The organism is Streptomyces griseofuscus, assembly GCF_014673495.1.
Classification (GTDB): domain Bacteria; phylum Actinomycetota; class Actinomycetes; order Streptomycetales; family Streptomycetaceae; genus Streptomyces; species Streptomyces murinus.
Genome location: NZ_CP051006.1, coordinates 2,345,281 through 2,367,526, shown reverse-complemented (window position 1 = coordinate 2,367,526; position 22,246 = coordinate 2,345,281). Strand labels below are relative to the sequence as shown.

Below are 22,246 nucleotides of genomic sequence, written 5' to 3'. Positions count from 1 at the left end.
GGGCCACAGCCCGCGGCGGTGACGCCACGCGGGAGCTGAAGTCGACTCGCGGCGCCCGCAGGTCCGCAGGTCCGCGGGGCAGCGGCGCCGCCGCCCGCTATCGGGCACTTTCTCCCAAGGAGAGCAACGCATGCAGCGTCCGCACATACAGGAAGCCGTGGCCGCGGCCGCACCGGGCGGCGAACGCACCGGCGCGTCGGCCACCTTCGCCGAACTGCTCAAACGGGTCAAGGCCGAGGGACTCCTCGATCTGGACCCGCGCTACTACGTGGGCAAGCTCGCCCTCAACACCGCCCTGCTGGCCGTCGGGTTCGTCGCGTTCTTCGAACTGGGCAACACCTGGTGGCAGTTGCTCACCGCGGTGTGGATGGGCCTGTGCGGCGGCCAGTCGGCGTTCATGTGGCACGACGCCGGCCACAAGGCCATGTTCCGCAGCAAGAAGGCCGCCTCCGCGGTCGGTTACGTGCACGCCAACCTGGTCAACGGGGTCAGCTACGGCTGGTGGGTCAACCACCACAACCGGCACCACTCCAACCCCAACCACCTCGACATGGACCCGGACATCGGCCGGCGTACCGCCATCTTCGACATCAAGCAGTACCCCACCCGCAAGGGCACCCAGAAGCTCGTGGTGCGCTACCAGAGCGTGATGTTCTTCGTGCTGCTGGTCCTTGAGGGCTTCAAGATGCTCAAGACCGCGGTCGTGTCCATCACCGGTGGCAAGACCAAGCGCCCCCTGCTGGAGACCTCCCTCATCCTGCTGCGCGCCGCCGTCTACCTCACCTGCGCCTTCACCTTCCTGTCCCCGGGCCTCGCGGTCGCCTTCATCGTCGTCCAGCACGCCGCCCTGGGCGTGTACTTCGGCATGATCTTCGCCCCGAACCACAAGGGCATGCAGGTCCGCGACGGCGAGGAGGAGACCCTGGACTGGCTGCAGCGCCAGGTGCTCACCTCCCGCAACATCCGCCCCAGCCTGTTCATCGACTTCCTGTACGGCGGCCTCAACTACCAGGTCGAGCACCATCTGTTCCCGGCCATGCCGCAGAAGAGCCTGCCGCGCGCCCGCGAACTGACCATGGAGTACTGCGCCGAACGCGGTGTGCCGTACCACGAGGTCGGCTTCTGGCGCTCGTACCGCGAGGTCGCCTCCTTCCTCCACAAGGTCAGCGCGCCGGTGCGGCGCGGTGACGTCGACGAGCAGATCCGCCGCCAGGCGATGGAAGCGGCCTGATCGTCCAACCCCCCTTGACCACCTCCGACTCACCCCCACACCTGGCCCCCGGGCCGCACGCCCGGGTCCGCCGGTGACCCGGGCGGTTCCTTCCCCAGAAGCACAGCGAAAGCGTGCGACAGCAGTTTCCAAGGAGCCAGCCCCATGTCCCAGACCACCGCCGCGGCCGGCGGTCGCACCGCTCCCGTCCCGATCGGCGCCCGCCTGGACCGCATGCCGATCACTCCCCTGCATCGAAGACTCACCGCGGTCATCGGTGTCGGCCTGTTCTTCGACACCTTCGAGAACAACCTCTCCGGCACCATCGGCAAGGTGTTGCAGAGCGACTTCGGCTTCGGCACGACCTCGCTCAAACTCGTCCTGGCCTCCGCGTTCGTGGGCCAGTTCATCGGATCCCTGACGCTCGGCCGGATCGCGGACCGGTTCGGCCGGCGTCGGGCCTTCCTGGTGAACCTGGCGATCTACTCCGCCTGTTCGCTGCTCGGCGCCTTCACGCCCAACGCGGCCTGGCTGATCGTCACCCGCTTCCTCGCCGGTCTCGGCATCGGCGCCGAACAGGCCCTGTCCGACTGCTACCTGGCGGATGTGCTGCCCGCCTCCAAGCGCGGCCGGTTCATCGCCTGGGCCTACACCCTGGCCTTCTGCGGGGTGCCCGCGGTCGGCTTCGCCGCTCTGTGGCTGGTGCCGCTGTCCCCGCTCGGGGTGGCCGGCTGGCGCTGGCTGTTCGTGCTCGGCGCCCTCGGCTCCGCCGCCGTCTGGGTGCTGCGCCGGCAGCTGATCGAGTCCCCGCGCTGGCTCGCCGCCACCGGCCGCACCGAGGAGGCCGACCGGCTGGTCGCCCGCCTGGAGGCCGAGGCGGCCGGAGCGGGCCTGCCCCTGGAGCCGCCCGCCCCGCAGCAGGACGCCGACACGCCCGCGCGGGACACCCGGCTGCGCGACATCTTCCGGCCCGGACTGCTGCGCCGCACCCTCGTGCTGTGGGTGTTCTGCATCCTGTCCGTCGTCGGCTACTACGGCTTCGGCACCCTCGCCCCGCAGATCGTCGCCGCCAAGGGCTACGGCGTCGTCGCCGGGCTCGGCTTCACCGCGCTGTCCTTCCTCGGCTACCCGGTGGGCTCCGCCCTCGTCCTGCCGATCGTGGACCGCATGGAGCGCCGTACCCTGGTCGCCCTCTCGGCCGCCGCGATGGTGGTCGCGGGACTCGGCTTCGCCTACGCCGGGTCCGCTGAACTCATCGTGCTGTGCGGGTTCGCCTACACCCTGTTCAGCAACGTCTTCTCCAGCGTCTCGCACGTCTATCTCTCCGAGCAGTACCCGACCGAGATCCGGGCCACCGCCGCGGGCGCCGCGTACTCGCTGTCCAAACTCAGCGCCGGCGCACTGCCGTTCGCGCTGCTGCCGGTCCTCGACGCGCACGGTCCCGGCGCGCTGTTCGCCGTCATCGCCGCCGCCATGGCCGTCCTCGCCGTCACCGTGCTGTCCCTCGGCGAGCGCACCACCGGTGTGTCCCTGAAGTGAACAACCCCTATTGATCAAGGAGTTGAGCATGGCCTACGTCATAGGACTGCCCTGCGTCGACATCAAGGACCGCTCCTGTATCGACGAATGCCCCGTGGACTGCATCTACGAGGGCCGCCGCGCCCTGTACATCCATCCGGAGGAATGCGTGGACTGCGGAGCCTGCGAACCGGTGTGCCCGGTCGACGCCATCTACTTCGCGGACGACCTGCCCGAGGAGTGGGGCGATGACCACGCCGCCTCCAACGCCGACTTCTTCACCGCCCTCGGCTCGCCCGGCGGCGGCAGCGCGGTCGGCCCCCAGGACCATGACTCCCCGCTGGTGAGCGCCCTGCCGAAGAAGGTGTCGGCATGAGCGGCATCCTCGCGGGCAAGCGCATCCTGGTGACCGGTGTGGTCACGGACGCCTCCATCGCCTTCCATGTGGCCAGGATCGCCCAGGAGGAGGGCGCCGAGGTGCTGCTCACCGGGTTCGGGCGGCTCTCCCTGATCGAGCGGTTCGCGGCGAAGCTACCGAAGCCCGCCCCCGTCATCGAGCTGGACGTCACCGACCAGGACCACCTGGACACCCTGGCCGAGCGGCTCGGCGCGCACACCGACGGCCTCGACGGCGTGGTGCACTCCATCGCCTTCGGCCCCCAGGGCGCCTTCAACTTCCTCGACGGCACCTGGGACGACGTCTCGACCGCCGTGCATGTCTCGGCGTACTCCCTCAAGTCCCTGACCACCGCCTGCCTTCCGCTGCTCAAGCAGCGCGGCGGCTCGGTCGTCGGGCTCACCTTCGACGCGGCCGTGGCCTGGCCGCATTACGACTGGATGGGTGTCGCCAAGGCCGCCCTGGAGTCCACCAGCCGCTATCTCGCCCGCGACCTGGGTGAGTTCGGCATCCGCAGCAACCTGGTCGCGGCGGGCCCGCTGCGCTCCATGGCCGCCAAGTCCATCCCCGGCTTCGGTGAACTGGCCGACGTCTGGACCACCGGACGGGCCCCGGCCGGCTGGGACCTCACCGACCCGGAGCCGGCCGCCCGCGGCGTCGTCGCCCTGCTGTCGGACTTCTTCCCGCGCACCACCGGCGAGATCGTCCATGTGGACGGCGGGGTGCACATGATGGGCGCCTGACGGCGCGCACACGGGAAGGGGGCGGGTGCCGGAACCGGCACCCGCCCCCTTCCCGTGGTGTCACTCGGTCGTGCCGCCCGGCAGGATCCGCCGGAACCCGGTGTACGGCCGCAGCGCCTTGGGCAGCAGCACCGAACCGTCGTCCTGCACACCCTGCTCCAGAAGCGCGGCCACCGTCCGGCCGATCGGCAGCGCCGAGCCGTTCAGGGTGGCGGCCGGCGTCTTGCGGCCGTCGGCCCGCTTGACCCGGATGTCCGCGCGCCGCGCCTGGAAGGTGCCGCAGTCGGACACCGAGGAGATCTCCCGGAAGGCGTCACCGCCCGGCAGCCACACCTCGATGTCGTACGTCATCCGCGCCGAGAAGCCCATGTCGCCCGCGGGCAACAGCACGGTCCGGAAAGACAGTTCGAGTCGGCGCAGACACTCCTCGGCGTGCCCGACCATCAACTCCAGCTGCTCCTGGGCCTCTTCCGGCGCGCAGATCCGCACCAGCTCCACCTTCTCGAACTGGTGCAGCCGCAGCACCCCGCGGGTGTCACGGCCGTACGCGCCCGCCTCCGCGCGGAAGCAGGGGGTGCGGGCGGTGAAGGCGTACGGCAGCGCCCGCGCGTCCAGCAGCTCGCCGGAGACCAGATTGGTCAGCGGCACCTCCGCGGTCGGGATCAGGAACAGCTCCCGCTCGCCGACCTGGGTGCGGAACAGATCCTCCTCGAACTTGGGGAGCTGCCCGGTACCGGTCATGGTGTCCCGGGAGACCAGGAACGGCACCGACTGCTCGGTGTAGCCGTGCTCGCGGGTGTGCAGATCGAGGAAGAAGTCGGCGAGGGCGCGCTCCAGGCGGGCCCCGGCGCCGTGCGCCACGCTGAACCGGGCGCCGGACAGCTTGGCCGCGGCCGGCGGGTCGAGGATGCCGAGGGTCTCGCCGATCTCCGCGTGGTGCCGGGCGCCCTTGGCCGGACGCGGCGCGGGACCGCCCCGCCGTACCTCCACGGCCTCCTTCTCGGAGTCGCCGTCCGGGACGCTGTCCAGCGGCAGGTTGGGGATGCCGAGCAGCAGCTCGGTCAGGTCCCCCGCGGCCACCCGGGCGAGGCCCTCAGCCTGCTGCACCTCGGCGCGCAGCGCCCGCGCGGCCTCCTTCTCGGCCTCGCTGGGCGGGCCCGAACGGCGCGCCTTGGCCGTCCTGTTCAGCTCGGTACGCAGCCGGGTCACCTCGGCGTTGGCGGCCGAACGGGCGCGCAGCGCACCGCCCACGGCCTCCAGGTCGAGGTCGTAACGGCGGCGGGCCAGGCGGCGCTTGGCGTCCTCGCCGGCCTCGATCAGCTCATTGGGATCGTGCATGGCGGTCTCCTGACGGGGCGGGGGAGAGGTCGGGGGTCGCGGGCGCGGCGGTGTGCCGGGCGCCGAGCTGCCGGTAGCGCAGCGGATGGGCGCTGCGCAGCCGGGCCGCGTAGAGCAGTCCGCCGAGCGCGACCAGCGGCAGCAGCCAGGGCAGCGCGGCGATCACCTTGGAGGGGGAGCCGGTGAGCATGTCGAAGTTGCCGACCACCAGCCACACGGAGGTGGCGAGCCCGGCGAAGCCCAGCAGCGGGGCGAGGGTCTCCTTCCACCAGTGCCCGTGCCCGGCGCGCAGCCGCAGCCCGAGCACGGACAGCGCGGCCAGCGCCTGGAGCGTGACGATGCCGAGGGTGCCGAGGCCGAGCATGCTGGTGGTCAGGTCGGCGTACGGGTCGAGGCCCGCCACCGCGAACCCGCCCAGCACCAGTGCGGTCAGCACGCTCTGCCAGACGCTCGCCCGGTGCGGGGAGCCGTGCCGCTGGTGCTCGGCGGCCAGCGTGCGGGGGAGCAGCCCGTCCTGGGCGAGGACCTGGGCGTAGCGGTTGGCGGCGCTGTGCAGGGCCAGTGTCGCCGCGAACAGGCTGGTGCACAGCAGCACTTGTAGGATGGTGCTGCCCGCCGTGCCCAGGAAGTCGTCGCCGAGCCCGAAGAACAGATCGCCCATCTGCTTGCCCGCGACCTCGCGCACCTGGTCCGGGCCGATCGCGCCCACCGCAAGCCAGCTGGTCAGCGCGTAGAACCCGGCGATCAGCGCGGCGGCCGCGTACGTCGCCCGGGGCACGCTGCGCTCCGGGTTGCGCGCCTCCTTGCCGTACAGCGCCGCCGACTCGAACCCGATGAAGGACACGAAAGCGAACATCAGCGAGACACCGACGCCGGGGCCCGCGGCGGTGTGCGGGGAGAAGGAGGCGACGGGCAGCGCGTGCACCCCGTGCCGGACGAGGATCGCCACGTCCAGCGCCGCCAGCACCCCGATCTCGCCCAGCATCAGCAGGGCCAGCACCCGGGCGCTCAGCGCGATCTCCCGGTAGCCGAGCACCGCGGTCAGCACCAGCCCGACCGCCGCGCACCACTCCCAGGACACCGTCAACCCATGGGCGGCCAGCACAAGTTGGGTGAAGTAACCGAGGGCGCCGGCCAGCCCGATGGTCGCGCAGTTGTACGCCAGCAGCGCCATGTATCCGGCCGCGACCGCCGGGGGCCGGCCGAGCCCGTCGGCGACGGAGGCGTAGAACCCGCCGGACCCGCCGGTGCGCCGCGCGCTGACCGCGTACCCGGCCGAGAAGCAGAGCAGCGTCACCCCGGCGAACAGGAACGCCGCCGGTACCCCGGCCCCGTCGCCGAACGCGAACGCGAGCGGGACGGTGCCGACCATCGCGGAGAGCGGGGCCGCGGCGGCGACGATGAGAAACAGGATGTGCGCCGTACCGAGCCGCCCGGAGACGGGCGGCGAACCACTGGTGGTGGACATGGGTGCTCCAGATATCGGGGAGTGGGGTGGGGACGTGGGGGGTGACGTCAAGGCCAACAGCCGCCCGCGGAACGTGCTCAGCGGACGGCTGTTGTGACTCGGGGCGGACGCTCAGGCGGGCGCGATCGCCAGAGCGGTGTTCTGCCCGCCGAACCCGAGGGAATTGCTCAGCGCCAGATCGATCGGCATCTCGGTCAGGGTCTGTGCCAGCTTGATCTCCATCCGGGCGTCCGGCATCACCAAGTTGGCCGTGGGTGGGATGAGTTCATGCTCCACACTGAGCACGGTGAACGCGGCCTCGACCGCTCCCGCCGCGCCCAGCAGATGCCCGGTGACACCCTTCGTGGACGTCACCACCGGATCGCCGCGCAGCGTCCGCTGGATCATCCGTGCCTCGGACAGGTCGTTCAGCGGCGTCGACGTACCGTGCGCGTTGACGTGCTGGACGTCGTCGGGGTCGGCCCCCGCGTCGGCGAGCGCCGCGCGGACCGCCGCCTCGATGCCGGCGCCGTCGGGATGCGGCGACGTCATGTGGTGGGCGTCGGCCGTGGCGCCGTACCCGATGATCCGCCCGTGGATGTGCGCACCACGGGCCCGCGCGTCGGCGACGCGCTCCATCACCAGGATCCCGGCCCCCTCGCCGGCCACGAACCCGTCGCGGTCGGCGTCGAAGGGGCGGGACGCGGACGACGGGTCGTCGTGCCGCTTGGACAGCGCGCCCATCTGGGCGAACCCGGCCATGACCAGGGGGGTGATCATGGCCTCGCTGCCGCCGGCCAGCACGATGTCGCAGCGGCCGAGCGCCAGCAGGTCCCGGGCGGTGCCGATGGCCGTCGCGCCGGACGCGCACGCGGTGGCCACCACCAGGTTGGGACCGGTCGCCCCGAACTCGATGGCCGTCTGACCGGCCAGCATGTTCGGCAGCTGCATCGGCAGCAGCAGCGGTGACACCCGGTCCGCGCCCTGCTCGCGCAGCACATGGTGCTGTTCCTCGACCGTGCCCGGGCCACCGTCCGCGCAGCCGAGGACCACGCCCACCCGGGCGCCGTCCCAGGTCTGCGGGTCCAGGCCCGCGTCGGCCACCGCCTCGTGCGCGGCGACAAGCGCGAACTGCACGAACCTGTCGAGCCGGTGGGCCCGGCGCGCGCTCAGCAGACTCTCGGGATCGAAGCCGGGCACCCGGCAGGAGAGTTGTACGGGATTGTCGGCCAGCACCGGATCGAGGGCCGCGGCCGGCCTGCCGTCGCAGACCGCCGCCCAGCTCGGTCCGACCCCGATCCCGCCGGGGGTGATCAGACCGAGCCCGGTGACGGCGATGTCCATCGCGGCCATCAGACCTTCGCGCTCCGCTCCTCCATCAGCCGGACCATGTCGGCCACGGTCTCGGCTTCCAGGAGGTCGTCGTCGCTGACGTCCAGGTCCAGCTCGGACTTCAGCAGCAGCGACAGCTCCACGACGGCCAGCGAGTCCAGCTCGATGTCCTCCCGGGTGGCCTCGGGGGTGATGGCCTCGGGCGACACCTTGAGCTTGTTGGACAGGATTTCCTTGAGCTGCTCCAGCATGACGATTCCTTTCGAAGGTCTTCTCTGACGATCGGTCAGATGGTCTGGAGTTCGGGCCAGACGACCGTGGCCGCGCCCCAGGAGAGCCCGCCGCCGAACGCGGTGAGCAGCACCCGGTTCCCCGCGGTCAGCCGCCCGTCGGCGGTGGCCTCCGCGAGCAGCAGCGGGATCGAGGCGGCCCCGGTGTTGCCGACCCGGGCGATATTGCTGAGCTGCCGTTCCTCGGGGATGTCGAGCCGGCCCGAGACGGCTTCCAGGATCCGGGCGTTGGCCTGGTGCGCCGCGAACCGGTCGACGTCGTCCAGACGCCAGCCGGCCCGCTCGACGGCCTCGGTGGACGCGCTGGTCATCCGCTCCACCGCGTGCCGGTAGGTCTCCCGCCCGAGCATCCGGAAGTAGTGGTCCTCCGGGGCGGCCGGGCGGCCCGCGGAGCGCTGCTTGGAGCCGCCCGCCGGGACCTCGATCAGATGGCTCAGTTCACCGTCGCTGCCGAGCACCAGCGGCCCGAGCGCGCCGGGTTCGTCCGGTGAGCCGGCCCGCAGCACCACCGCGCCCGCGCCGTCCGCGAAGATCACGGCCGTGGTGCGGTCCTCCGGGTTGATGATGGTGGTGAAGGCGTCGGCGGCGATCAGGAGAACGCTGTCGGCGATCCCGGAGGCGATCAGCCCGGCGGCGGACGCGAGGCCGTACAGGAATCCGGAGCAGACGGCCGCCACATCGAAGGCGGGCACCTGGCCGAGCCCGAGCCGCGCGGCCACCTGGGGGGCGGTCGCGGGGCAGGGCTGGTCCGGGGTGGTGGTGGCGAGCACCACCGCGCCGACCTGCTCGTCGCCCGCCGACTTCAGGGCCCTCAGGCCCGCCTCCACCGCGAGGTCGCCGGTGGAGGTGCCGGGGGTGATGTAGAACCGCTCGGCGATGCCGGTACGGGTGCGGATCCACTCGTCGGAGGTGTCGAGGCGCCGTGAGAGGTCCTCGTTGGTGACGATGTTGGGCGGGACGTACGAGCCGATCCCGGTGACGACCGCCGCCCGCCCGGTACTCATGCGCCGGCCTCCGAGGCGAGGACCTCGACGGGCAGGCCCATGTACTTCATACGGACCTCGGCCATCTCGTCGGTCCACTGCTCGGCCATGTCGTAGCGCTGGTCGGCGGTGGTGTCGAGCAGCCGGACGCCCGGCCAGACCTCGTAGTCGCCGATCAGGTCGGCGTGCTTGAACATGCCTTCCTGGAACAGCTCCTCGCGGTGGATGACGAACTCCCGGTCCGGCAGCTCGTCCCACAGCTTGACGCCCGAGCGCAGGATCTCCAGGAGCCGGGGGGTGTACTCGGGGTGCTCGACCAGGTGGTCGCGCAGGATGGTGCTGGCCACGGTGAGGTGGCGGATCTCGTCGATGGCGGTGCCGCGGGAGATCTCGCCGGTCGCCGGGGACAGCGGGGTCCACTTGCGCTCGCTGAGCTCGGCGGCGGGGGCGAGGACGCCCTCGATGATGATGGCGAACACACCGACGCCGCCGGGGAAGTCGGCCTTGTCGCGGACGATGTCCAGGGTGAAGTCCACCACCGGGTTCAGGACCCGCTTGCGGTAGTCCTGGGTCATCTCCTCGATCTCCCGCAGCAGCGTGCTCTGTGGGATGCCGAGGTCCACCAGGTGCTGACGGAAGACCCGGGCGTGCCGTGCCTCGTCGATCAGCTGGGTGGCGTAGAACTCCATCTCGGGGATGGAGGGCGCGATGGTCACGTAGTGGCCGAGCAGCCGGGTGGCCAGCTCCTCGGAGAGGGCCCGGAAGCCGAACTCCAGGATCAGCGCCTCGCGCAGCGGGCCGGGGGCCTTCAGGAAGTCGGGGGTCAGGGCGTTCGCGTGGTGGCCGGTGGCACCCCGGTCGCGCAGGGTGCCCTGCGCGACGGAGGTGAACCAGTAGGCGAGGTCGCACTCCTCGGGGCCGAGGGTGAGTTCCTTCGCGCCGTCCAGCAGGCCGGGGGCCTTCTCCCAGTCGGCCTCGGGGGCAACGGGTGCGGTCATGATGCGGCGGTCTCCTTCGCCGGACGCAGGGAACCGGCGAACAGCCCGCCGGTGTAGCTGAGCAGCGGCAGGCCCTCGTCCGCGGTGGCCCGGACGACATGGCCGAGCAGCAGCTCGCTGTCGCCCGCGGCGTGCGCGGAGTGGAACCGGCAGACATAGTGGGCGAGGGCGCCCGCGATCAGCGGGGCCTGGGCGTAGCGGTCGGCGGTCCAGGCGAGGCCGGCGAAGGACGCGCTGCCGTCGGGCCGCGAGCTGTCCGCGAACCGCCGTGCCACGTCGGCCTGTTCGCCGCCGAGCACATTGATCGCGAACCGGCCCTCGGCGGCGGCGAGCCGGGCGAAGGACGAGCCCGCCCGCAGCACCACCCCGACCAGCAGGGGCGAGCGCGAGACCAGGGTGACGGTGCTCGCGGTGGTGCCGTGCATCCGTTCCTCGGGGCCCGTGGTGAGCACGGACACCGCGGAGGCCAGGTGGTACAGGGCCCGCCGGCGCTCGGCCGGGTCCTGGCGCACCGCCCGGCGCACCGGGGTCGCGGCGGTGGTCATCGTACGGCCTCCGTCTCCCGGACGACGGGACGCGCGGGGACGTGCCCGACCGGCACCGGGTCCATCTCGTGCCCGACCGGCTTGGGGTGCGGCAGCCCCAGATCGTCCAGGAGGCGGAGGTATCCCTCCTGGCGCACCGGCTCGAAGGGCAGCGCGAAGGACTTCATGAAGTTGCCGAACAGGCCCCGGTCACCGAAGAGATGGAAGGGCAGCACCAGCAGCGCCCACTCCGGCTTGACCAGCAGGCACCACAGCGCGGCGACCGCGCCCTGGGTGATGAGGCTGTGCATGACGTTGTACAGGACGTAGTACGCCTTGTGGATCGGCTGCCCGCCGCTCTTGCGGAAGGCGATGGCGCCCGGGATGTAGCCGATCAGGTCGATGTACAGGAACAGTCCGAGCGCCGGCAGCCAGCGGATGTCACCGAAGTGGTAGATGATCATCCCGGTGGTGACGGCGAGACCCACCAGGTACTCGGCGCGGTGCAGCGAGTAGGTGCGTGGGGTCTCGAAGGGGTTCGCCTGGTCCATGGTCAGCTCCTTCGGCCCGTGTTACGCGCCGACCGTGGCGGGCGTGTTCAGCTCGATGCCGCCCTGGATGCGCACGGCCGGGTACAGACCGGTCAGGGCCCAGGCGACCGTCTCCTTGATGACCCGCTCGGCGATCGGGTCGAGGATGCCCTCCAGGCTCGGGATGCCGAAGTCGAAGTCGGCGTCGAAGCGGACGACGACATCCGCGCCGTTCTGCTTGACCGACCAGACGCCGGTGAAGGAGTCGAAGTCGCCGTCGGACTGCTCGAAGCGGATCTCGCCCGCCTCCGGCAGCACCGTGTCGTCCTCGGTCCAGCGCAGCAGGCCGCTGCGGAAGTGCAGCTCCCAGCTGGAGGAGGGCTTGGGCTCGGGGTACGCGGAGTGCACGGTGGTCGCGTTGACGTGCGGCGCGAGGTCCGGGTACTTCTCCCAGCGCCGTACGGCGTGCAGGACCTCCTCGGCCTGCTCCGCGGGAATCAGGGATTCGAGTTCGACGTGCCGCACGATCAGTTACCGCCTTCCGGCATAGTGGCCGCGCCCTTGATGAGGTCCCGGGTGGCCAGGTCAAAGGAGTTGACGAGGTAGTCGAGGTCGGTGTCGCTCAGCACGGCGGGCGGGGTGAACCGGACCACCGAGCTGCCGTTCATGGAGTGGTTGGCGACGACGCCGTGGTTGAACAGCTCGATCAGCAGCTCGCCGGCGAGGCCCGCCTCGACCAGCTCCACGCCGATGAGCAGACCCTGGCCGCGGACGTCCACGACCAGCTCGGGGATGTTGCGGTGGGCGACCTCCGCGATCCGCGGCAGCAGCCGGGCACCGAGGTCCATGGAGCGGGTGACCAGGCGCTCCTCCTTGACGGCGCGGACCGCGCCCATCACCGCGGCCATCAGCACCGGCTGCCCGGAGAAGGTGGCGGTGTGGACGTAGGGGTCCTTGTCGAAGGGGCGGAACGCCTTGCGGGTGGCGACGGCCGCGGACACCGGCATCACACCGCCGCCGAGCGCCTTGCCGGCCAGCAGCACATCCGGTACGACGCCTTCGAGGTCGGCGCCCCACCACTCGCCGAGCCGCCCGAACCCGGACTGCACCTCGTCGAGGATGAGGAAGCCCTCGTACTCGCGGACCAGTTCCTCGACCCGCTTGAGGTAGCCCTTGGGCGGGATGATCACGCCGCCCTCGCCCTGGACCGGCTCCAGGATCACGCAGACCTCGCCCGGGTGGGCCTTCAGCTCGGCCTCCAGGGCGTCCGCGTCACCGAACGGCAGGTGCTGGAAGTCGGGGATCAGCGGCCGGAACGGCGCCTGGTAGACCTCCTTCGCGGTCGCCGACAGGGCGCCCAGCGTCTTGCCGTGGTAGCCGCCGCGCATCGAGACGGTCCGCTTGAAGCCGCCCGCGCGGGCCAGCTTCAGACCGGTCTCCACCGCCTCGGCGCCGGACAGCGCGAAGTGCACCCGGTCCAGGCCGGTGGGCAGCACCGACACCAGCGCCTCGGCGGCGCGGGCCACCGTCGGCTCCAGCAGGATGCGGGTCGCGGTGGGGTGGGTGCGCAGCTGGCGCTCCACCTCCTCCATGACGATCGGGTGCCGGGCGCCCATGATGAACACGCCGTAGCCACCCGCGTTCAGGAAGCGCTCACCGTCACTGGTGGTGAGCCAGGCGCCCTCGGACGCCACCTCCATATGACTGCCGAACAGCTCGGCGAGCGTGGCCCGGCCCTTGCTCAGGTGGGCCCGGTAGAGGTTGAGGATCTCGGCCTCGTCGTCGACGACGGGGGCGTGGGGGGAATCGTGCAAGACGGTCACGTGTCACTCACTCCAAGAGAGGGGACTTTTCAATGCCGTTGACGGGGGCGCCCCGAAGGGGCGCGGGGCTGTGTTCGAGGTGCGGCTCCGCTGCGTGGGCGCGCTCAGCCACATACGGTCCGCAGCCGACCGACTACGCGAGAACCAGCGGCCCTCCGTCGAAGTACGTCAGCAGCGGCTCCGACGCGGCGATCCGGGACGGCGGATGGAAGGCCAGCGCCCTCGTCGCGGCCGCGGCCTGCGCGGAGGCGGAGTTCGTGATGAAGTCCATCCCGCCGAGCAGCTCCAGCGCCCGCGCCACGATCCCCGGCAACGCGTTCTGCACCGCGTACCGGGCGACCAGCACCCGCGCCACCGACTCCTCGTCGCCCGGCTCGCGCCCGGTGCCCCGGGCCACGCCTTCGAGGAGGGCCAGCGCGGCCTCCATGTCGACGGCGAGCGCGGCCCGCTCGTCCGCGCTGCCCCGCTTACGGGTCAGCACCTGCTCGACCAGCGCCGCCGCGGCGCCCGCGTAGCCCGCGGAGATCAGCATCTCGAACCAGACGAACCCGGCGGACTGGAGGTCGTCCAGGCGGGTGGGATCGTCCGCGCCGGCCCGCACCACCATCTCGCTGGGCACGAACACGTCCTCCAGGCGCACCTCGTCGCTCTCGGCGCCGGCCAGCAGGTCGTTGCCCCAGAACCGGTGCACGGTGAGGCCGGGCGCGTCGGCCGGGACCAGCGCGAGGGCCAGCTCGGGCTCGCCGCCGTCCTCGCCGTGGATCGCCGTGGACGCCGTGAGCAGGCTCATCGAACGCGACAGGCTGCACGGCTTCTTGGAGCCGGAGAGCAGGAAGCCGCCCTCCACCGGGCGCGCGGTCACGGCCGGCTTGAGGATGTTCGCGGCGGTACGGCCCTCCGACCAGCCGGAGCCCAGCACCTGCTGGTCGGGCACGATCTGGTGCAGCAGCTGGGTCTGCGCGGGGGTGAGCCGGCCCGACTTGACGGCGAGCGAGTACAGCATCGCGGCGGTGAAGTGGTGCATGGAGACGGCCGCGACCAGCGAGGGCGAGACCGCGCCGAGGGCCAGCTGCACTCGCAGCGCCTCCAGCGGGGCCGCGCCGTGGCCGCCGTACGACTCGGGTATCAGCAGGCCCACACCGCCGTGGATGCGGAACAGATCGATCACCGGACTGCCGGGTTTCTCCCGCTGTTCGTAAGGGAGTTGCTCCAGTTCCTTGAGCAGTCCGGGGTGGAACCGCTCGCACACGGTCCGGGCGACATCGAGGGAACGCACGGGAAGACCTCCGAGGACGGGTGGGTTCAGGCGCCGAAGACCGCGTCGTACGGGCTGACGTCGCGGGCGATGCTGACCCCCTGGACGTGGGAGGTCTTGAGCATCGGGTAGTTGGCCTCGCCGAACGCGCCGCCGGTGCGGCCGGTGCCGCCGTGGCTCGGCAGATAGGGCAGGAAGCCGATATGGGAGTCGTTGACCTTCAGCAGACCGCCGTTGACGGTGCGGCGCACGAACGTCTCGACCACGTGGTCGGAGCGCGACCACAGCGAGTTGCGCAGCCCGTAGTCGTTGCTGTTGACGAACTGAAGGAACGATTCGAGCAGGGCGTCGTCATGATCGCGCTCGGCGACCACGATCGGGATCAGCGGGAAGAAGGTCTCCTCGCGGACCACGTCGTACGTCCGTGCCCGGTCCAGGCCGTCCACCCGTACCACCGTCGGCTGGAGGAACACGCCCGTCTCCGAGACCGTGCCGTCCACCTCGGTGCGGTTGCCGCCGGTGACCAGCTCGGCACCGTTGTCCAGCGCCTGCCGCAGCAGCCGGAAGAAGCGCTCGCTGCGCCGCACCGGCGACAGCAGCACGTCCTCCTCCTCGGGCAGGCCCGGCTTGATGCCCTTGACCTGCTCCTTGACCTCGGCGATCAGCGCCTCGGCGACATCCGGGTGGGCCAGCACGTAGTTGGGGACCATGCAGATCTGCCCGGAGCCGTAGAACGCCTCCGTGATCGCCTCGGCCGCCCACTTCACGTCGGCGTCCTTCCACACCACGATGCCGTCGTTGCCGGCGAGTTCGAGGATCGGCTTCTTGCCGTGGGCGACGCACTGCTGCTCGAAGCGCAGGCCCTCCTGGCTGCCGCCGATGTAGAAGATGTCGTTGATCAGCGGATCCGCGATCCAGCGGTCCATGGTCTGCTTCGGGTTGGAGCAGACCGCGTTGAGCACGCCGGGCGGGGCGTCGAACTCCTCCAGCAGCGGGGCGACGATGTCGCGCAGCAGCCACATGGTGGAGAGCGCGATGCTGCGGGGGGCCCGCACGACCACCGCGTTGCCGGCCATCAGCGCCAGCACGCACAGCGCGGCACTGGGCAGCGGGGCGTTCTGCGGCGGGTTGAAGGCGACCACACCGTCGGGCTGGCGGTGGAGGATCAGCCGGCGGCCGTTGTACTCCTTCTCGACCCGCATCTGCTTGTCGTACCAGCGCAGCGAGCCGGGAGCGTAGATCTGGAGCAGGCAGCTCAGCTCCCAGCGAGCGAGCTTGACGGGGTGGGACTCGGCGACCAGCATCCGCAGGAACTCGTCCTCGTGCTTGATCAGTTCCTCGCGGAACCGGGTGCCGAGCTTCATCCGCCGCTCCAGCGGAACGGCTTGCCACTCGGCGGCGGCCGCCGCGGCGGCCTGGGTGGCGAGGTCGATGGAGGCGTCGTCCGCGATCGCACAACGCCCCACGACATAGGGGTGCTTGGCCGCCTCGGACTCCGGGTCCTGTTCGAGGGAGCGCTTAAGGCTCACGCTGGTGAACACGTCTTCCAGCAGCGAACGCCCGCTGACGGTGTACACCCAGCCGTCGCCGGCGACGTCCTTGCCCGCGATGTAGAGGTCGTAACTCTTCAATCCGGAAGGTGCCTCAGCACTCTCCTCCTGCGCGGCTTCGCGAAGCATCTTCAGCCTTTCGGATATGGCGTGTGGATTTCTTGAAGCAATGCGAGCGTGACAGCGGAATCTGATCCGGCGCTGACACCCGACTGATCCAGCCAACCCGCCCCACCCCGGCCGTCAGTGGGGCGTCAGCCGCCGCTGCTTGCATGAGGCGCATGTCACCCGTCGACAGCACCATCCAGCGGCTACGTGATCTGCCGCGCAGTGAACTGACCGAGGAAATCGAGACAATCGTCCTCAAGAAATTCAAGGTCGTTCTTCTCATGGACGATTCCGAGGACCTCCCCGTCGACGTCTCCTACTTCGACCTCGGGCTCACCTCGCTGCGCCTGACCGAGATACGCCAGAGCCTGGAACAGCTCCTGGATCTGTCGATCAACGTCAATGTGCTCTTCAACGAGCCGACCATCACCCACCTCGTCGACCACCTGACCCAGGCCGTCCAGGAAGTTTGAGGAGTCGTTCCATGCCGCGTACGGAATCAGCGCAGGCGCCCGAGCCGGTAGCGATCGTCGGAATCGGTCTGCGGTTCCCCGGCGGCAGCGGCTCGCCAGACGAGTTCGACGCCTTTCTGCGCGAGGGCCGCAGTGGAATCCGCCCCATCCCCACCGACCGCTGGGACGTCGAGGCGTTCACCCCCGAGGGGCCCGACGACAAGGGCAAGATCCGCGCCTCGGCGGGCGGGTTCCTCGACCGCATCGACCTGTTCGACGCGGGCTTCTTCAACATCTCGCCGAAGGAAGCCCGTTACATGGACCCCCAGCAGCGGCTGCTGCTGGAGACGGCCTGGCAGGCGCTGGAGCACGCCGGCATCGACCCGGCGCCGCTGCGCCGCGGCAACGGCGGTGTGTACATCGGCGCCAGCTCCATCGACTACGCGCTGGAGCTCGACTCGCTGCCGTACGAGGAACTGGACGGCCATCTCGCCTCCGGCATCACCATGTTCCCGCTGTCCGGGCGGCTCTCCTACTTCCTGGGCTGGCGCGGCCCGAGCATGAGCGTGGACACCGCCTGCTCCTCCTCGCTGGTCGCCCTGCACCTGGCCGTGCAGGCGCTGCGCGGCGGCGAGACGGACATCGCGCTGTGCGGCGGCGTCAACGCCCTGCACCACCCGCGCATCCCGGTGATGTTCTCCAACGCCCAGATGCTGTCCCCGGACGGCCAGTGCAAGACCTTCGACGAGTCGGCCGACGGGTACGCGCGCGCCGAGGGCTGCGGCATCATCGTCCTCAAGCGGCTCTCCGACGCCGAGCGCGACGGTGACCGCGTCCTCGCCCTGGTGCGCGGCACCGCCGTCGGCCAGGACGGCGACAGCGCCGGTCTGACCGTGCCCAACGGGCCCGCCCAGGAGAAGGTCATCCGCAGCGCGCTGAGCGCGGCCCACCTCGCGCCCGAGGACATCAGCTACGTCGAGGCGCACGGCACCGGCACCCCGCTCGGCGACCCCATCGAATTCGGCGCCATCGGCGATGTGTTCATGGACTCGCACACCAAGGACCACCCGGTGGTGGTCGGTTCGGTGAAGACGAACCTGGGGCACATGGAGCCGGCCTCGGGCATCGTCGGCGTCATCAAGACGGTGCTCATGCTGCGCGCGGGCACCATCTACCCGCACATCAACCTCGCCAACCCCTCCGGGCGCATCCCCTGGGACCTGTACCCGCTGCGGGTGCCGACCGCGTGCGAGCCCTGGAAGGCCGAGGTCAAGCGCGCCGTCGTCAACAGCTTCGGCTTCGCCGGGACCATCGGCGCGGTGGTCCTGGAGGAGGCGCCGGAGCAGCCCGTCGAGGAGACCGAACAGGCGGGCGCCGGCCCGCTGTTCACCCTCTCCGCGAAGAACGCGACCGCCCTGCGCGAACTCGCCGCGAACTACCGGGCGTTGCTGGAGGAGCGGCCCGAGATCTCCGTCGCCGCGCTCAGCCACAGCGCCAACACCACCCGCGCCCACCACCCGTACCGGGTCGCCGCCCCCGTCGCCGACCGTGCCGCCCTCGTCAAGCTCCTCGACAAGGCCGCCGCGCACGAGCACGAGGGCCCGACCGGCATCCGCAAGACCGCGTTCATGTTCACCGGCCAGGGCTCCCAGTACGCCGGCATGGGCGCCGCTCTCTACGAGGCGCTGCCCGTCTTCCGCGCCCAGGTCGACGCCTGCGACGAGCTGTTCGCCGCCCACCTCGGCCGCTCGATGCGCGAGCTGCTGCTCGGCACCGCCGCCGACCCCGAGGCCATCGACCGCACCGAGTACACCCAGCCCGCCCTGTTCACGCTGGAGTACGCGCTCGCCCAGCAGTGGATGGCCTGGGGCGTGAAGCCCAACGTGCTCATCGGGCACAGCATCGGCGAGGTCGTCGCCGCCGCCGTGGCCGGGCTGTTCAGCCTCCCGGACGCCGTCAAGCTGGTCGCCGCCCGCGCCCGGCTGATGCAGGCCGTCACCGCCGAGGGCGGCATGGCCGCCGTCTCCGCGCCGCTGGAGGACGTCGCCCCGCTCGTGGAGGGCCACGAGGACCTGGCCGTCGCCGGGGTCAACGCCCCCGACCAGACGGTGATCTCGGGCGCCACCGCGGCCCTGGACGAGGTGAGCGCCACCCTCGCCGAGCGGGGCGTGCGCGTCGAGCGGCTCAAGGTCTCGCACGCCTTCCACTCCCCGCTGATGGCCGAGGTCTACGACGACTTCCGCGCCGCCCTCGACGGCATCGAGTTCCACGAGCCGAAGATCAGCCTCATCTCCAACGTCACCGGACGGCTCGCCCGCTTCCGCGAGATCGGCAACCCCGGCTACTGGGTGCGGCACATCGGCGAACCCGTGCGCTTCCTCGACGGCATCCGCGCCGTCGCCAAGCGCGGCCGGCACGCCCTGATCGAGGTCGGCCCGCAGGCCGGGCTCACCGCGCTCGCCCGCCGCTCGGTCACCGTCGAGGACCATGTCTGGCTGGCCAGCCTGCGCCGCCGCGACACCACCACCGCGACCACGCTGACCGCCCTCGCCGACTACTACGCGGCCGGGCTCACCGTCGCCTGGGACGGCTACCACGCCGGACACCCCGCCCCCGCCCGGGTGGACCTGCCGACGTACGCCTTCCAGCGCAAGCGCTACTGGCTGCCCTCCGTCACCCCCCGCCGCTCCGCGTCGAACGGCACCGCCCGCCATCCGCTGCTCGGCACCGAGGAGCGATTCGCCAGCGGGGTACGGGAGTTCACCGCCGAGTTCATGCCCGAGGAGCTGGGCGCGCTCGCCGACCTGGCCGCCGACGACCGCACGGTGCTGCCCGCCGGAGCCTACGTCGACCTGCTGCTCGCGGTGCAGGACGCGGTGCAGGGCCACGCCCGCCACGCGGTCCGCGACCTCAAGTTGCTCGCCCCCCTTGAGCTGTCCGCCGAGACGGTCACCGCGCTGACCACCCGCTGGCGGCCCCGCCCCGGCGGCGGCGCCGAGATCGAGGTGTACACCCTGGTCGGCGGCGAGGAGAACCTGCACGCCACCGCCACGGTCGCCGCCGACCCCGAACCCCTCGTCCCGGTCTCGGAGTTGGCCGAGCTGGACGCGGGGCTCGCCCCGGCCGCCCAGCACATCGACGACGAGGACATCTACACCGACCTCGCCTCCGTCGGCCGCCCCCAGGGCCCCCGCATGCGTCTGCTGGTCAAGGCCGCCCGGCACGGCGACGGACTGGTCACCGGCGAACTCACCGGCCGCGACGCCTCTGCCGTCGAGCACGTCCCGGCCGAGCTGCTGGAGGCCGCCGTACAGGCGCTGGTCGTCCTCGACCCCGAGGGCCCGGTGTTCGTGCCCCGCGAGATCGCCTCCGTACGGCACTTCCGCAAGCCGCGCGGCGAGCAGCTCCGCGTCCTCGCCCGGGTCCGCGGCGAACAGGACCGGCGCCTGGCCGATGTGCTGCTGCTGGAGAACGGCGACCCGGTCGCCGAACTCCTCGGGGTACGCATGGCCCGCCCCGAGGGCCGCGGCGGCCGCCGTCAGTTCCTGCACCGCCCCGAGTGGGTGCGGCGCGCCCTGCCCGCCCGTGGCGGCGCCCCCGCCGCCCGGCATGTCGTCCTTCTCGACCCCTCGGCCGCCCGCGCCGCCGACCTGGCCGCCGAGCCCGGCCTCAAGGTCACCTGGCTGCCCGATCTCACCGATCTCAAGGCCGCCCTCGAGGACCCCACCGTCACCGACATCTGCCGGCTGTGGCACCAGCGCTCCGGACCGATGTCCGCCGAGCGGCTGCGCGCCGAGTGCGAGGACAACTACCGCGAACTCCTCACCCTCATAGGCGCGTTGGAGACCGCGAACCGGCCGCCCAGGCTGTGGCTGGTCACCGAGGGCGCCCAGTGGCTGCCCGGCGACCCGGCCGGTGACGGCGGCCATCTGGCGGCCGCCACCCTGTGGGGCTTCGGCCGGGTGCTGCTCACCGAGTACGCCCAGTACCGTGCCACCCTGGTCGACCTCGCCCCCGGCAGCGGCCTCGCCCCGCTGGCCGAGGAGTGGCGGACCGAACCGGCCGGTGAGTACCAGGTCGCCCACCGTCCAGGGCGCCGCTATGTGCGCCGGCTGCTCGCCGGTGACGCCAGCCTCACCTGGACCGGCGGCTTCGAGCTGCGCGCCCCCGACTCCGGTGACCTGTCCGACCTGGTGCTCGCGCCGGTCGCCGACCGGGCCCCGGGGCCGGACGAGATCCAGGTCCGGGTGAGCGCCGTCGGCCTGACCGCCGAGGACGCCCGCGCCGCCCTTGACACCGGGCGCGCCGAACGTGCCGAGGAGTCCGGAGAGGTCGAACTTCCGCCACTGCTCGGACAGTTGGCGCGGGGATCGGTCCTCGCGGCGGCCGAGGGCACCGGGTTCGCGCCGGGTGACGAGGTCCTCGTACGCCATGACGGGACCTTCCGCGCCACGCTCACCGTGCCCGCGGTCGCCGCCGTGCCCGCCACCGGCGACGACGGCTCCGATCTGCGCTTCGGCCTGGACGAGACCGGCGAGGCCCTGCGCACCGCCCTGTCCGACCCGGCCGGACGCGCCTGGGTGACCCTCCCCGAGGACCTCCAGGAGCGGCCCGAGCCGGCCGACGAGGTGCCCGCGGGGCTGCGAGCCGACCGCACCTACCTGGTCACCGGCGGACTCGGCGGCCTCGGTCTGGTCACCGCCCGCAAGCTCGCCGCGCTCGGCGCCCGCCACCTCACCCTGGTCAGCCGCAGCGGCAAGGCCACCGAGGAGGCCGCACCGGTCCTCGCCGACCTCGCGGCCGACACCGAGATCGACGTCGTACGCGCCGACATCTCCCGGCCCGGGGACGTCGAGCGGCTGGTCCGGCACCTCCGGTCGGGCTCGCGCCCGCTCGGCGGGATCGTGCACGCCGCCGGTTCCTACGACAAGAAGCTGATCTCAGAGCTGACCTGGGAGTCCATCGACGCCCAGCTCGCCGCGAAGGCGTACGGCGGCTGGCTGCTGCACGAGGCAGCCGAGGACTCCTTCCCCGAGCTGGAGTTCTTCGTCACCTACTCCTCCATCGCCTCCGTCCTCGGCGGCGCCACCCAGGGCCACTACGCCGCCGCCAGCGCCGGGCTCGACGCGCTCGCCGAATGGCGCGGCCGGCGCGGGGTGCCGGGCCTGTCGGTCAACTGGGGCGCCTGGGCCCGGGTCGGCATGTCCGCCCGCCTGGAGGAGCACCTCAGCCAGGAGATCGAACGCAGCGGCGTCCGCTTCTTCTCCCCGACCCGCGCCCTGGACACGCTGGCCCGGCTCTGGGGCCGGCCCCGCACCCAGCGGATCGTCGGCGAGTTCGACTGGGACCGCTACGTCTCCGGCAGCGTCAACGGCGACCTCTTCTACGACCGGCTCGCCCGCCAGGGCGGCGAGGAGGGCACCGGTCTCGATCTCACCGCCCTCACCGCACTCCCCGCCGCCGAACGGCTCGCCGCCGTCACCGCGGTGGTGAGCGAGAAGGTCGGCGCCGTCCTGCACCTGGAGGAAGGCGACGAACTGGACCTGAACAGCGAGTTCGTGTCGCTGGGCCTGGACTCCCTGATGGCCCAGCAGGTCAAGGCCGCACTGGAGCAGTCGTTCCGGCTGCCCCTGCCGGCCTCCCTCACCCACGACCACCCCACGGTCCGCGCGCTCGCCCAGTTCGTCGACGGGCAGCTCGCCCCGGCGCCCGCGGCGTGACGGTCGGACAGTTCGACAGAGACGGCAC

Annotated in this window: 18 protein-coding genes; 6 read left to right on the top strand and 12 right to left on the bottom strand. The window is 71.6% G+C overall.

Annotated features, from left to right (window positions below):
* Positions 1 to 130: 130 nt before the first annotated feature.
* From HEP81_RS10375 to fabI, 4 genes are all read left to right on the top strand, one after another.
* Positions 131 to 1,231 carry a fatty acid desaturase family protein gene (locus tag HEP81_RS10375; RefSeq protein ID WP_051850081.1) on the top strand — a complete coding sequence of 367 codons (1,101 nt, stop codon included), beginning with the start codon at positions 131 to 133 and terminating at the stop codon, positions 1,229 to 1,231.
* A gap of 144 nt (positions 1,232 to 1,375) precedes the next feature.
* Positions 1,376 to 2,749 (top strand): MFS transporter, encoded by a 1,374-nt coding sequence (locus tag HEP81_RS10370; protein WP_051850082.1) that lies wholly within the window; start codon positions 1,376 to 1,378, stop codon positions 2,747 to 2,749.
* Between the two features lie 28 nt (positions 2,750 to 2,777).
* Complete coding sequence (fdxA, locus tag HEP81_RS10365; RefSeq protein WP_037654305.1) at positions 2,778 to 3,104, top strand: ferredoxin; 327 nt, start codon at positions 2,778 to 2,780, stop codon at positions 3,102 to 3,104.
* Positions 3,101 to 3,868 carry an enoyl-ACP reductase FabI gene (gene fabI / locus HEP81_RS10360; RefSeq protein WP_037654306.1) on the top strand — a complete coding sequence of 256 codons (768 nt, stop codon included), beginning with the start codon at positions 3,101 to 3,103 and terminating at the stop codon, positions 3,866 to 3,868. The genes fdxA and fabI overlap by 4 nt, the downstream gene beginning before the upstream one ends.
* Positions 3,869 to 3,928: 60 nt before the next feature.
* Here the strand turns inward: fabI and serS are convergent, their stop codons facing one another.
* From serS to HEP81_RS10300, 12 genes are all read right to left on the bottom strand, one after another.
* Positions 3,929 to 5,206 carry a serine--tRNA ligase gene (gene serS, locus HEP81_RS10355; protein WP_037654307.1) on the bottom strand — a complete coding sequence of 426 codons (1,278 nt, stop codon included), beginning with the start codon at positions 5,204 to 5,206 and terminating at the stop codon, positions 3,929 to 3,931.
* Positions 5,190 to 6,674 (bottom strand): APC family permease, encoded by a 1,485-nt coding sequence (locus HEP81_RS10350; protein ID WP_037654308.1) that lies wholly within the window; start codon positions 6,672 to 6,674, stop codon positions 5,190 to 5,192. Before HEP81_RS10350 ends, serS begins: the two co-directional genes overlap by 17 nt.
* A gap of 111 nt (positions 6,675 to 6,785) precedes the next feature.
* Entirely contained in the window at positions 6,786 to 8,006 is a 1,221-nt protein-coding gene (locus tag HEP81_RS10345) for a beta-ketoacyl-[acyl-carrier-protein] synthase family protein (RefSeq protein WP_037654310.1), read from the bottom strand.
* Complete coding sequence (locus HEP81_RS10340; protein ID WP_010983730.1) at positions 8,006 to 8,236, bottom strand: phosphopantetheine-binding protein; 231 nt, start codon at positions 8,234 to 8,236, stop codon at positions 8,006 to 8,008. The genes HEP81_RS10345 and HEP81_RS10340 overlap by 1 nt, the downstream gene beginning before the upstream one ends.
* Before the next feature lie 35 nt (positions 8,237 to 8,271).
* Positions 8,272 to 9,279 carry a beta-ketoacyl-ACP synthase III gene (locus HEP81_RS10335; RefSeq protein ID WP_037654312.1) on the bottom strand — a complete coding sequence of 336 codons (1,008 nt, stop codon included), beginning with the start codon at positions 9,277 to 9,279 and terminating at the stop codon, positions 8,272 to 8,274.
* Positions 9,276 to 10,256, bottom strand: a complete 981-nt coding sequence (locus HEP81_RS10330; protein ID WP_037654313.1) for a ferritin family protein — start codon at positions 10,254 to 10,256, stop codon at positions 9,276 to 9,278. Before HEP81_RS10330 ends, HEP81_RS10335 begins: the two co-directional genes overlap by 4 nt.
* Positions 10,253 to 10,801, bottom strand: coding sequence for a flavin reductase family protein (locus HEP81_RS10325; protein ID WP_037654314.1), 549 nt, complete (start codon positions 10,799 to 10,801; stop codon positions 10,253 to 10,255). Before HEP81_RS10325 ends, HEP81_RS10330 begins: the two co-directional genes overlap by 4 nt.
* Complete coding sequence (locus tag HEP81_RS10320) at positions 10,798 to 11,331, bottom strand: hypothetical protein (protein ID WP_037654315.1); 534 nt, start codon at positions 11,329 to 11,331, stop codon at positions 10,798 to 10,800. Before HEP81_RS10320 ends, HEP81_RS10325 begins: the two co-directional genes overlap by 4 nt.
* 21 nt (positions 11,332 to 11,352) lie before the next feature.
* The gene (locus HEP81_RS10315) at positions 11,353 to 11,835 is read right to left on the bottom strand and encodes a type II toxin-antitoxin system RatA family toxin (RefSeq protein ID WP_037654316.1); all 483 of its coding nucleotides are present in this window, start codon (positions 11,833 to 11,835) and stop codon (positions 11,353 to 11,355) included.
* Between the two features lie 2 nt (positions 11,836 to 11,837).
* On the bottom strand, positions 11,838 to 13,133 hold the full coding sequence (locus HEP81_RS10310) for an aspartate aminotransferase family protein (protein ID WP_037654318.1): 1,296 nt from the start codon (positions 13,131 to 13,133) through the stop codon (positions 11,838 to 11,840).
* Positions 13,134 to 13,266: 133 nt separating this feature from the next.
* Positions 13,267 to 14,409 carry an acyl-CoA dehydrogenase family protein gene (locus HEP81_RS10305; RefSeq protein WP_037654320.1) on the bottom strand — a complete coding sequence of 381 codons (1,143 nt, stop codon included), beginning with the start codon at positions 14,407 to 14,409 and terminating at the stop codon, positions 13,267 to 13,269.
* 26 nt (positions 14,410 to 14,435) lie between these two features.
* Entirely contained in the window at positions 14,436 to 16,067 is a 1,632-nt protein-coding gene (locus HEP81_RS10300) for an aldehyde dehydrogenase family protein (RefSeq protein ID WP_037654324.1), read from the bottom strand.
* Positions 16,068 to 16,219: 152 nt separating this feature from the next.
* Between HEP81_RS10300 and HEP81_RS10295 the strand changes: the two genes are divergently transcribed.
* Complete coding sequence (locus HEP81_RS10295) at positions 16,220 to 16,519, top strand: acyl carrier protein (protein WP_037654326.1); 300 nt, start codon at positions 16,220 to 16,222, stop codon at positions 16,517 to 16,519.
* An 11-nt stretch (positions 16,520 to 16,530) separates the two neighbouring features.
* Complete coding sequence (locus HEP81_RS10290; protein ID WP_037654328.1) at positions 16,531 to 22,218, top strand: type I polyketide synthase; 5,688 nt, start codon at positions 16,531 to 16,533, stop codon at positions 22,216 to 22,218.
* Positions 22,219 to 22,246: the final 28 nt, after the last annotated feature.